Annotated in this window: 2 protein-coding genes and 1 pseudogene; all 3 read right to left on the reverse strand. The window is 73.1% G+C overall.

The features are described 5' to 3' along the window. Positions 1-10: 10 nt before the first annotated feature. Positions 11-7,771, reverse strand: coding sequence for a type I polyketide synthase (locus V1L54_RS28280; RefSeq protein WP_443076820.1), 7,761 nt, complete (start codon positions 7,769-7,771; stop codon positions 11-13). 87 nt (positions 7,772-7,858) lie between these two features. Continuing rightward, a pseudogene (locus V1L54_RS29620) lies at positions 7,859-10,903 on the reverse strand (type I polyketide synthase); the annotation flags it as partial. 36 nt (positions 10,904-10,939) lie between these two features. After that, positions 10,940-13,268: type I polyketide synthase (locus tag V1L54_RS28285; RefSeq protein ID WP_330121012.1), on the reverse strand; the 2,329-nt coding region annotated here is incomplete at its 5' end.

A 13,268-nucleotide genomic window follows, 5' to 3' on the forward strand; every position in this document is an offset into this window, starting at 1 on the left:
CTCCACAGGCTCAGGCATCGTCTCGGTCGGCGTTCAGCGCCATATTGATCAACGCGTCGGCGTCCAGTTCATCGATCGAGTCGCCGTCAGCAGTCGGGGCGGGCGTGTCGTCGGTACCGTCGGCCAGTCGCAGCAGCGCGTCCATCAGGCCCTCCGCACGTAGTCGAGCGATCGGAATGGTCGCCAGCGCGTTCCGGATGGCGTCCTCTCCTGGCTCGGCGGGCTGCTTGTCGGCGGTCGGTTCGTGGTCGGCGACGCCGAGTTCCGAGCCGAGGTAGGCGGCGACCCCGGTGGGGTTGCGGTGGTTGAAGACCAGGCTCACCGGCAGCCGCAGCCCGGTCATCCGGCTCAGCCGGTCCCGTAGCTCGACCGCGGTGAGCGAGTCGAAGCCGAGGTCCTTGAACGCCTGCGCGGCCTCGATGACCTGTCCGTCCCGGTACCGCAGGACCGCCGCGGCCTCGGTACGCACCAGATCGAGCAGGATCTGCTGCCGCTGTCGGGCCGGTGCGGCGGACAGCCGGTCGAGCAGTACGGACATCTCGTCGGCACTCTGCTCGTCGGCCACGTCCGGCGTCCGGTCGTCCAGCAGCGCGGCGATCAGCGGACTCGGCCGGCTCGCGGTGAACGCGGGCCCGAAGACGTCCCAGTCGATGTCGGCGACGACCAAACCGTCCTCGTGCTGGTCGATCGCCCGCGCCAGAGCTCGTACGGCCAGTTCGGGTTCCATCGGGATGACCCCGAGTCGCCGCAGTCGGTCCGCGCCCGCCGACGCGGCGAGGCCGCCACCGGCCCAGGAACCCCACGCCACCGAGGTTCCTGCCAGGCCGAGTTGGCGACGGTGCCGTACCAGTGCGTCCAGGAACGCGTTGCCCGCGGCGTACGCGCCCTGCCCTCCGCCGCCCCAGACGGCGGCGCCGGAGGAGAACACCACGAACTGCTCCAGGTTCATCTCCCGGGTCAGCTCGTGCAGCTGGCGCGCACCGGTGACCTTCGCCCCGAGCACGGTGTCGAGATGGTCCGCGTCGACCTCGTCCAGTGCGGTCACACCGTCGACGCCGGCCGCGTGCAGCACTCCGGTCAACGGCCACTTCGCCGGCACCGCCGCCAACACCTCCGCCAGCGCGTCCCGATCGGTCACGTCGCAGGCGGCCACGGTGACCGTCGTACCGAGTGCGGTCAGCTCCTCCACCAACTCCCGCGCACCGTCGGCCTTTTCGCCGCGCCGGCCGACCAGCAGCAGATGCGGTGCGCCCCGGCCGGCCAGCCAGCGGGCCACCTCGGCGCCGATGGCCCCGGTTCCACCGGTGACCAGCACCGTTCCGGTGGGGGTCCAGGCAGGTGGCGCGGGCTGGATGGTGTCGGTGTCCTGAGGTGCGCGTACGAGCCGGCGGGCGGACATACCGCGGTCGCGGATCGCAAGCTGGTCCTCACCGGTGCCCCCGGCCAGGATGACGGTCAGCAAGTCGCCGGCGGTGCTGTCGGGAGCGAGCGGGACATCGACCAACCCGCCCCAGCGGTCCGGGTGCTCGAGCGCGGCGACCCGGCCCACACCCCAGACCGCGGCCTGGGCGGGGCGGTCGACGGGCTCGTCGTGGGTGGACACCGCCCCATGGGTCAGCGTCCACAGGGGCGCGGCGATGCCCGCGTCGCCGAGCGCCTGGGTCAGCGTCACGGTGGCGGCGACCCCGGCGGGCACCGTGGTGCCCGGTAGCGCGACGTCGGCCGTGGCGGTGAGCGACAGGACGCCGGAGAGGGGTTCCTGGGGGCTGGTGGTCTCCTTCAGGCGTGCGGCAAGGGTGTCGCGGTCCGGAGTGGGGTCGTCGTCGACTTCGAACTCCACGACGTCGGCCCCGGCAGCGCGTAGCGCGGTGGTGGCCCACTTCGTCAGCTCGCAGGCCGGGGGGACGACGACCAGCCAGGTACCGGACAGCGGGCCGGTGACGGGGAGTCCGGTCAGCGGGGACCACTCGACCCGGTAGCGCCAGGTGTCGATGGTCGTGTCCTGGCGGCGTCGGGTACGCCAGGAGGAGAGTGCGGGCAGTAGTGCGCCGAGTTCCGGGGAGGACTCCAGCTCCAGGGTGCCGGTGAGTTCCGCGAGGTCGCCGCGCTCCACGGCGTCCCAGAAGGCGGCTTCCTCAGCGTCAACGACCTTTTTCTCGACAGTGGTTGATGCGGGCTCCAGCCAGTAGCGCTCGTGTTGGAAGGCGTACGTCGGCAGCTCCACGCGACGCCCGGTCGGCACGACCGAGGACCAGTCGACCCCGGCGCCCGCCACCCACGCCTCGGACAGCGCGGTCAGGAAACGCTCCTGGCCACCCTCAGCACGGCGGAGCGAGCCCACCACCACGGCGTCCGCGTCTGCGGCTTCGGCGGTCTCCTGGACACCGATGGCCAGGACGGGATGAGGGCTGCACTCCACGAACACCGACCGGCCGTCAGCCAGCAGGGCACGCGTGGCCTCCTCGAACCGGACCGTGGAACGCAGATTGTCGAACCAGTACCCCGCGTCCATCGACGCCGTATCGATCGGGGCACCAGTGAGTGTGGAATAGAGCGGCACGGTGGAGGACATCGGTGCGACATCGGCCAGGTCGGTCAGGATCTGCTCCCGCAACTCCTCCACCTGCGCCGAGTGCGAGGCGTAATCCACCGGAATACGACGCGTCCTCACCTCCCGCACCTCACACAGCCCCAGCAACTCATCCAACGCCTCCGGCTCACCCGAAACCACCGTCGAACAAGGACCGTTGGCCGCCGCCACCGACAACCGACCACCGAAAGCGTCAATCAGTTCCTCAACCGTGGCGCGACCCTCAGCGACCGACACCATTCCCCCGCCACCAGCCAACGCCAGGATCGCGCGGCTACGCAACGCGACCACCCTGGCCCCGTCCTCCAGCGACAGACCACCCCCCACCACCGCCGCCGCAATCTCCCCCTGGGAGTGCCCCACCACCGCAGACGGCACCACCCCACACGCACGCCACAACCGCCCCAGAGACACCATCACCGCCCACAACACCGGCTGGACCACATCCACCCGGCCCAACAGCCCCTCGTCACCGCCCTCGATCACCTCCAGCAACGACCAGTCCACCCACGGCTCCAACGCCACCTCGCACTCGGCCAACGACTCCCGAAACACCGCTGACCAACCAGCCAGCTCCCGCCCCATACCCACCCACTGCGAGCCCTGGCCCGGGAACACGAACACCACGTCCCCAGGGACCACACCGCCCGACACCACGCCCGACGACGCCACACCTTCAACTACCGAGCGCAGTCCTTCAGCCGCGCTCTCACGGTCGGCGGCCAGCACCACCGCGCGATGCTCCAGCCCCGCCCGCGACAACAACGACCAACTCACGTCCACCAGTTCAGGACAGGACCCGTCAGAGACCAGCGCCCGCAACCGGTCCGCCTGGCCCGACAACGCACTCGCCGACTTCGCCGACACCACCAACGGCACCAGCCCGGAACCGGCCGGAGGCTCCGGCACCACGACCGCCACCGGCTCAGCCCGCTCAATGATCACGTGCGCGTTGGTGCCGCTCATCCCGAACGACGACACACCCGCCCGACGCGCACGACCCGTCTCAGGCCACACCCGCGCCTCAACCGCCAACCTCACCGCACCGGTTGACCAGTCGACACGCGACGTCGGCTCGTCCACATGCAACGTCGCCGGCACCACCCCGGACCGCAACGCCTGCACCATTTTGATCACACCCGCCACACCAGCGGCCGACTGCGTGTGACCGATATTCGACTTGATCGAGCCCAGCCACAACGGCCGTTCCCCATCCCGCCCCTGGCCGTACGTCGCGAGCAACGCCTGCGCCTCGATCGGGTCACCCAGCCTGGTCCCCGTACCGTGCGCCTCCACCACGTCCACATCCGACGCCTCAAGACGCGCGTTCGCCAACGCCTGTCGGATCACCCGCTCCTGCGACGGACCACTCGGCGCCGTCAGACCATTCGACGCACCGTCCTGGTTGATGGCACTCCCCCGCACCACCGCCAACACCTCGTGCCCCAACCGCTCGGCGTCCGAGAGCCGTTCCACCAACAGCACCCCGACACCCTCGGACCAGCCCGTACCGTCCGCCGCATCCGCGAACGACTTACAACGCGCGTCCTCGGCCAGCCCGTCCAGGCGGCTGAACTCGCTGAAGACCCCGAAGCCCGTCATCACCGTCACACCACCGGCCAGTGCCATGTCACACTCACCGTTACGCAGCGCCTGCACCGCGAGATGCAACGCCACCAACGACGACGAGCACGCCGTGTCCACCGTCACCGCGGGCCCTTCCAGTCCGAACGAGTACGCCACCCGGCCCGAGAGCACACTGGTGGCGCCGCCGGTGAGTTGGTAGCCGGCGACGTCCTCCGGGAGTTCCTTGTCGAGGCCGTAGTACGAGGAGGCGGCGCCCGCGAACACGCCGATCGACTCACCGGCGACCGCCAAGGGGTCGAGCCCCGCTGCCTCGAACGCCTCCCATGCCGTCTCCAACAGCAGTCGCTGCTGGGGGTCCATCACCAGCGCCTCGCGCGGCGAGATTCCGAACAGTCCGGCGTCGAACCCGGCCACATCGTCGAGGAACCCGCCGAGCGGCGCGTACGGCAGGTCCGTGGCGTCGATGTCCCAGCCTCGGTCGCTCGGGAAGGCGGTGATGGCATCCTCTCCGGAGCGTACGAGCCGCCACAGGTCTGCGGGCGACCGGACACCACCGGGCAGCCGGCAGGACATGCCGACGATCGCGATCGGCTCGCTGAGGTCGGTCGCGGCGCCGGTACGCACCTGGTGTGTCGGCCCGACCTCACCGACCAGTTCGGTGCCGAGGTGGTCGGCGAGCGCGGCCGGGGTGGGATGGTCGAACAGCAGCGTCGCCGGCAGGCGCAGCCCGGTGGCCGTGTTGATGCGGTTGCGCAGTTCGACGGAGGTCAGCGAGTCGAATCCGAGTTCCTTGAACACCCGGTCCGGGGCGACCGCGTCCGCGCCTGCGTGCCCGAGGACGGCTGCGGCCTCGGCGCACACCAGCCCGGTGAGCAGGCGGTGCCGTTCGGCAGCGGGGAGCGCGGCGAGGCGTCCGGCGAGTCCCGAACCGCCGGTGACCGTACTGGCGATGCGGCGCGCGGGGGCGCGCACCAGGCCGCGCAGCAGCGCGGGCACGGGCCGCAGCATCCGGGCGACGGGCAGGTCGAAGCGCAGCGGGAGCAGGTACGGCAGGCCCATGGCCTGGGCGGCGTCGAAGAGGGCAAGTCCTTCGTCGGTGGAGAGCGCGCCGCCGACGCGGGTAGCACGGGCAAGACCGGTGGTGCCGAGGCCGCCGCTGATGGCACTCTCCTCGGCCCACAGGCCCCAGCCGAGCGCGGTCGCGGCGAGTCCCCGGGTACGGCGGTGCTGGACCAGCGCCTCCAGGAAGGCGTTGGCGGCGGCGTAGTTGGCCTGGCCCGGGGAGCCGAAGGCGGAGGACGCGGATGCGTAGACGGTGAACAGGGCCAGGTCGTGGCCCGCGGTCAGTTCGTGCAGGGCGAGCGCGGCCTGGACCTTGGGGCGCAGCACGCCGGTGATCCGCTCGGGCGTCAGCGCCTCGATGACACCGTCGTCGGCGACACCGGCCGCGTGAACGACCCCGGTGAGCGGGTGCTCGGCGGGGAGGGTGGCCAGCAGTTCGGCCAGTGCCTCCCGGTCGGTGACGTCGCACGCGGCTACCCGTACCCGTGCGCCGAGCGCGCCGAGTTGCTCCGCCAGTTCCTGGGCGCCGGGTGCGGCGGGCCCGCTCCGGCTGGAGAGCACCAGGTGCCGTACGCCCCGGTGCTCGACCAGGTGTCGGGCCAGCAGCGATCCGAGGACGCCGGTGCCACCGGTGATCAGGACCGTGCCCTCCGGGTCGAGGGCACGTGGCAGCATCAGGACGTTCTTGCCGACGTGGCCACCCGAGCCGACGTGCCGGAGGACCTCTGCCGCCTGCCGGACGTCCCAGGTCCGCGCGGGCAGCAACGTGAGCCGGCCGGTTCGGAACAGCTTCAGGACCTCCTGCAGCATCTCTTGCAGCCGGTCCGGCCCTGCCTCGCCGAGGTCGAAGGAGCGGTAGCGCCGGTCGCCGAACGAGTCCGGGTCGCGCAGGTCCGCCTTGCCCATCTCCACGAAGCGGCCGCCGGGGGCCAGCAGCCGTGCCGAGGCATTGACGAACTCGCCTGCCAGCGCGTTGAGGACGACGTCCACGCCGCGCCCGCCGGTGCGCTCCGCGAAGGCCGCCTCGAAGCCCAGGTCACGCGAGGACGCGAGATGCGCTGCGTCCAGGCCGGTCGCCGCCCACTTCGCCGGCGAGGCCGTCCCGTACACCTCCGCACCCAGGTGCCGGGCGATCTGTACGGCGGCCATCCCCACGCCACCGGCGGCGGCGTGGACCAGCACCGACTCACCGGCCGCCAGCCCCGCCAGGTCCACCAGCGCGTAGTAGGACGTCAGGAAGGCCATCGGCACCGAGGCCGCGTCCGAGAAGGTCCACTCCTGCGGCACCGGCGCCACCATCCGCCGGTCCACCACCGCCAGCGGTCCGAAGCCGCCCTCGAACAGGCCGAAGACGCGGTCACCCGGCGCGAGGTCCGCGACCCCGGGGCCGACCTCGACCACGATCCCCGCGGCCTCCGACCCCATGAGGGCCGAGGGGTCCGGGTACTGACCGAGCGCGATCAGCACATCGCGGAAGTTCACCCCGGCCGCACGCACCTCGACCCGTACCTCACCCGGTGCCAGCTCCGCGGTCGCCTCGGAGGCGGGGGTGAGGGCCAGGTCGCGGAGGGAGCCGGAGGCTCGGTCGGCGGTGAGTCGCCAGCCCTCCGTGTCGGGCACGGCGAGGGCGCCGGATGCCGAGGCGCGGGCCAGCCTGGGGGCGAGCAGAGTGCCACCGCGCAGTGCGAGCCAGGGTTCGTCGCCGTCCGCGAGCACGGCGAGCAGGTCGGTGTCGGTGTCGGTGTCCAACAGGACGAACCGGTCGGGGTGCTCGGCCTGCGCGGAGCGTACGAGACCGCCGACGGCCGCCCCGGACAGACCGGTGACGTCGTCACCGGGTACCGCGGCCACGGCAGAGCGGGTGACCAGCACCAGACGGGACGCGGCGAATCTCTCGTCGGCCAGCCAGGCCTGGATGCCGGCCAGGACCTCGGTGACGGCGGCCTCGGCGTCCGCGTCAGCCACGGGCCACGCGACGACATCGGGTGCGGTGCCGGAGAACCCGGCCATGAAGGCGCCGAGTCCGTCGGTGGCCGTGGCGAGCGACCCCCGCCGGGCCGGCACGGGCACGGGCGTCCAGTCGAGGATGAACAGCGAGTCGTCGTGGCGCGGGCCGACGGCGGTCGCGGTCCGCAGGGTGAGCGACTCGACAGTGGCGACGGGGGCGCCCTCGGGGTCGCTGATCCGCAGCGTCCAGGCGTCCTCGCCGGCGGGTGCCAGGTGGACTCGGGCCCGTGTGGCACCGGTCGCGTGCAGGGTGGCGCCTTCCCAGGCGAAGGGCAGCCCGGCCCGGTCCGGGCCGAGGCCGGTGAGGTGCAGCGCGGCGTCGAACAGGGCGGGGTGCAGTCCGCAGCGGCCCGCCTCGCGGTGGGCGGACTCGGGCAGCTCCACCTCGGCGTACAGCTCATCGCCCGCCCGCCAGGCGGCCTTCAGCCCCTGGAAGAGGGGACCGTACGCGAAACCGGACTCGGTGGCCCGCCCGTAGAAGCCGTCGAGGTCCACCGGCTCGGCCTCCGGCGGCCATGTCTGCACGGCGCCGGTCGAACCGGCGGGGGAGGCAGCGAGCAGGCCGACGGCGTTGCCGGTCCATTGCTCCTCGCCGTCGGGACGCGAGTGGATCTCCAGGTGGCGGGTGCCGTCCTCGCGCTCGGCTCCGGCGCTCACCTGGATTTGTACGCTGCCGCGGGCGGGCAGCACGAGCGGCGCGGTGAGGGTGAGGTCCTCCACGGTCCCGCAGTCGACGTGTTCCCCGGCCTGCCAGGCGAGTTCGACGAACGCGGTGCCCGGGACGAGAACACTGCCGAGGATCGTGTGGTCGGTGAGCCAGCCGTGCGTGGCGGCGGAGAGCCGACCGGTGAGCAGCACCCCTCCCCCGGCGGCCAGCGACACGGCGGCGCCCAGCAACGGGTGTCCTGCCGCGCCGAGCCCGGCGGAGGTCAGGTCCCCGGAGCTCAGCCGGACGCTGGGCCAGTACGCCTGCCGCTCGAACGGGTACGTGGGGAGTTCCATGCGCCGGGCACCCGCCGCGCCGAGCGGCGCCGCCCAGTTGACGGGGGCACCGTGCACGTGGACGCGCGCGATGCCGTGCAGCAGCGACGCGGCCTCGTCCGGGCCGGAGCGCAGGGCGGGGACCGCAGTCGTGTCCTCGACGATGTACGGGACGAGGGCGGACAGGGACCCGTCCGGGCCGAGTTCGAGGAAGCGGGTGGCGCCGAACTCGTGGGCCCGGCGCACGGCGTCGGCGAAGCGGACGGGCTCGACGATCTGCCCGACCCAGTAATCGGGGGTGGCCGGGTCCCCGGGAGCGGTGGTGAGGACCGGGATCGTCGGGGCGTGGTACGTCAGCGACCGCGCGACGGCGGCGAACTCGTCGAGCATCGGTTCCATCAGGTGCGAGTGGAACGCGTGCGAGACGGCCAGCCGTTTCACCCGCACGCCCCGCGCCCGGAGCTGCTCCTCCAGCGCACCGATCGCGCCGACGTCACCGGAAACGGTGACCGAGGTGGGCCCGTTGACCGCTGCCACGTCGATCCCGTCGGGCAGAACCAGCCCGTCCTCGGCTGCCTCGACGGCGAGCATCGCGCCGCCCTGCGGCAACGCGTCCATCAGCCGGGCGCGCGCCGACACCAGGGCACACGCGTCCTCCAGTGACAGCACCCCGGCGAGGTGCGCGGCGGCCAGTTCACCGATCGAGTGGCCCACCAACATGTCCGGGGCCAGCCCCCAGGACTCCACCAACCGGAACAACGCCACCTCGACGGCGAACAAAGCAGGCTGGGTGTACGCGGTGCGCGCCAGGAGATCCGCTTCCTCCCCGAACATCACGTCCTTCAGGGGGCGTTCGAGGTCGACCCGCGCACATACGGCGTCGAGCGCGTCGGCGAACACGGGGAAGGCGTCGTACAGCCCACGCCCCATCCCCACCCGCTGCGCGCCCTGCCCCGAGAACAGGAACGCCGTGCGCCCGGGTGCCGCCATGCCGGACTCCGCCTCCGGCGGGACCGTGCCCTCGGCGAGGCCCGCGAGCACCCGCAGCGCATCGTCGCGCCCTGCCGCCAGTACGACGGACCGCGCGGCCAGCGACGCGCGGGTGGTGGCCAGCGAGTAGCCGAGGTCGGCCAGGCGTGTATCGGGGCGCTCGGCCAGGTGCGCATGGAGTTCGACCGCCTGTTCGCGCAGGGCGCGCTGGGTGCGCGCGGAGAGCGGGAGCGGGATCAGTGGCGGTTCAGCGGCCGTGGGCGACGGCACGGCCGGGGCCTCCCCGGTCGCGGGGTCGTGTTCGGGCGCCTGCTCCAGCACCGTGTGCGCGTTGGTGCCACTCACCCCGAACGAGGAGACGGCGGCGCGCCTGGTCCGGCCGGGGCCGGGCCAGGGCCGGTTCTCGGTGAGGAGCCGGACGGCGCCGGCCGACCAGTTCACCTGCCGGGTGGGCTCGTCGGCGTGCAGAGTGCGGGGCAGCACCCCGTGCCGCAGCGCCATGACCGTCTTGATGACGCCGGCGACACCGGCGGCGGCCTGGGTGTGCGCGATGTTGGACTTCACCGAGCCGAGCCACAGCGGGCGGTCGGCGGGGCGGCTCTGGCCGTAGGCGGCCAGCAGCGCCTGCGCCTCGATCGGGTCGCCGAGCCTCGTGCCCGTACCGTGCGCCTCGACCAGGTCCACGTCGGAGGGCGCCAGGCCGGCCGAGGCCAGCGCGTCACGGATGACCCGCTGCTGTGAGGGACCGTTCGGCGCGGTCAGCCCGTTGGACGCGCCGTCCTGGTTGACGGCCGACCCCCGTACCACCGCCAGCACCTCGTGGCCGTTGCGTACGGCGTCCGAAAGCCGCTCCACCAGCAGCACCCCGACGCCCTCGCCCCAGCCGGTGCCGTCCGCGCCGTCGCCGAACGCCTTGCACCGGCCGTTGGCCGCCAGCCCCCGCTGACGGGAGAACTCGACGAACGCGGCAGGCGTGGCCATGACCGTGACGCCGCCCGCGAGAGCCATGGTGCATTCGCCCCTGCGCAGCGACTGCACGGCCAGATGCAGCGCCACCAGTGACGCCGAGCACGCGGTGTCCACGGTGAGGGCGGGGCCTTCCAGCCCGAAGACGTACGAGAGGCGTCCGGACAGCACGCTCGCGACGGCGCCGGTGGCGAGGTAGCCCTCGGCCGCTTCCGGGTCGGCGGCGAGCGCGGTGGCGTAGTCCTGGCCGTTGGTGGCGGCGAACACGCCGACCCGGCCACCGCGCACCGACTTCGGGTCGATGCCGGCTCGCTCGAAGACCTCCCACGAGGTCTCCAGGAGCAGCCGCTGCTGTGGGTCCATGGCTACGGCCTCGCGCGGCGAGATCTCGAAGAGCCCGGCGTCGAACTCGGCGGCGTCGTACAGGAATCCGCCCTCGTGACCGTAGCTGCCGCCGGACCGCTCGAGGTCCGGGTCGAGCAGCGCGTCCAGGTCCCAGCCCCGGTCGGTGGGGAAGGGGCCGACCGCGTCACGGCCCTCGGTGACCAGTTGCCACAGCTGTTCCGGGGTACGAACGCCGCCGGGGAAGCGGCAGGCCATGGACACGATGGCGATGGGCTCGGAGTCCCGGTCCTGCTGTTCGCGCAGTTCCTGATGCGCCTGCCGGAGCTCGCCCGTGACGAACTTCAGGTGGTCGAGCAGCTTCTCTTCGTTCGTCATCAGAGCGACTCCCAGCAGGCAGGACCGTACATGGCGTCAGGACTTGCCGAATTCGTTGTGGATGAGGTCGAAGAGGTCATCGGCGCTCGCCGACTCCAAGTCGATGTCCGCGGTCTCCGGCCTGGAGCGGGCGGGTGGCACGGTTGCCGCGGCGCCGAGCCGGTCGGCGAGGTCGCGCAGGCGGGCGAGCAGGACCGCTGTCTCCTCGCCGTCGGGCGGGGTCTCGGTGAGCGCCGCCTCCAGCTTCTCCAGCCGGGAGACCGCGCTCTCCTCACCCGCCACGGCGGCCGGGCCCGGGCCGCTCACGAGAAGCCCGCGCAAGTGCGTGGCGAGGGCGGCGGGGGTCGGGTGGTCGAACGCCAGGGTCGCGGGCAGGGTCTGCCCGGTGGCGACGTCGAGCATGTTGCGCAGTTCGACGGCCATCACCGAGTCGGTACCCAGGTCGCGGAACTGCCGGTCCGGGTCGATAGCGGCCGGGGTGCTGTGGCCGAGTACGGCGGCGGTCCTGGAGACCACCAAGTCAACCAGGATGCGCTCCTGTTCCGCCTGCGACGCCCCGGCCAGCCGTTCGGCCAGGCCCGGCCCCTGCCGGTCGGGGGCGGGCGGCGCGGGCCGGGGCGCGGCGGGCAGCAGGTCGAGCAGCCGCCCGCCGCGCCCGGCTTCCAGAACGGGGCCGAAGCGGCTCCAGTCGATGCCGGCCACGCAGACCGTCGTCCGCTGCTCGGCGAGGGCCGCTTCCAACGACAGGAGAGCCTCCTCCGGCGGCAGCGGTGTCACACCGGTGCGCTGCTGCTGCTCGCCTGCTGCCGCGCCCCCGCCCACGCCTGCTCCGGCCCACGGTCCCCACGCGAGGGCCGTGGCGGTACGCCCGGCCGCTCGGCGCCGCTCGGCGAAGGCGTCCAGCGCGGCGTTACTCGCGGCGTACGCGGCCTGCCCGAGGTTGCCGACGACCCCGGCGAAGGAGGTGTACAGCACGAACGCGTCGAGCTCGTGGCCCGCGGTCAGTTCGTCGAGGTGCCGGACAGCCGCCAGGCGCGCGTGCAGCACGTCCGCGACACGGTCGGGGGTGAGCGAGCCGATCACTCCGTCGTCCACCGTCCCCGCCGCGTGCACGACGCCGGTGAGCGGCAGTTCCTCCGGTATGCCCGCGAGTACCTCCGCGAGCGCGGCGCGGTCGGTGACATCGCAGGCGGCGAGGGTGACGCGGCTGCCGAGGGCGGTCAGTTCGGCGGCGAGCTCGCCGGCGCCGGGTGCCTCCGGGCCCCGGCGCCCGACGAGCACCAGGTGCGGCACGCCCTGCCGGGCGAGCAGGCGGGCGGTGTGCGCGCCGAGTGCGCCGGTACCGCCGGTGACCAGCACGGTGCCGGCCGGCCGCCACTCGTTGGCCGTACGGTCCCCGTTGCTGGGGGCGCTCTGGACGAGGCGCCTGCCGAGTACACCGGTCCGGCGGATCGCCACCTGGTCCTCGGGCCCGTCGGCGCCGAGCAGCGCGGCCAGCCGTACGCCGACCCGGTCGTCCCACTCGGCGGGCAGATCGACCAAGCCGCCCCAGCTGCGGGGCATCTCCAGGGCCGCGACCCTGCCGAAGCCCCAGACGGCCGTCTGGTCCGGGTCGGGCCCCGGGTCGTCCGTGGAGACCCGCACCGCGCCCCGGGTGGCACACCACAGCGGGCCCGTCACACCCGCGTCGTCGAGCGCCTGGGTGAGGGCGACCACGGAGGGCAGGGCGTCGGAGCCTGAGGCGGGCGGCAGAGCCAGCACACCGGCCGGGGTGGCCTCTGCCGTCGCGGCGCGGAGCCGGGCCGCGAGGGCGGCGCGGTCGGTGCCTCCGGCGATGACGAGGGTACGTGCGCCGGCGTGGTGCAGCGCGCGGCTGACGTCGTCGGTACCGGCATCAGCGCTGTCGTCCTCGCCGGGCGGCGTGACCAGGAACCACATGCCGGTCGGCCGGGCAGCCCCTTCGGTCACCGGCACCCAGCGCACCTCGTACTGCCCCTCTCCGGAGGCGGTGCGGTGTCCGGCCGGGACGGCTTCGGGCCAGAAGCGGGTGTGCTGGAAGGGGTAGGGCGGCAGGGTGACGGGCGGGGCCTCGGGGAACACCGCCGCCAGGTCCACTGCCGTCCCCTCGACCCACAGCCGGGCGACGGCCGCGAACAGGGACTCCACCTCCGGACGGTGGCGGCGCATCGCGGGCACCGCACCGGGGACGAGCCCGCTGAGGACGCCGTCGGGGCCGAGTTCCAGGAAGCGGGTGGCGCCCGCCTCGTGAGCCTGGCGCACCGCGTCGGCGAAGCGGACCGGCTCGCGTATCTGCCCCACCCAGTAGGCGGGAGTGGCCAGGTCACCGGGAGCGGTGGTGAGAACG

It is taken from the genome of Streptomyces rubellus (genome assembly GCF_036323805.1).
GTDB lineage: Bacteria > Actinomycetota > Actinomycetes > Streptomycetales > Streptomycetaceae > Streptomyces.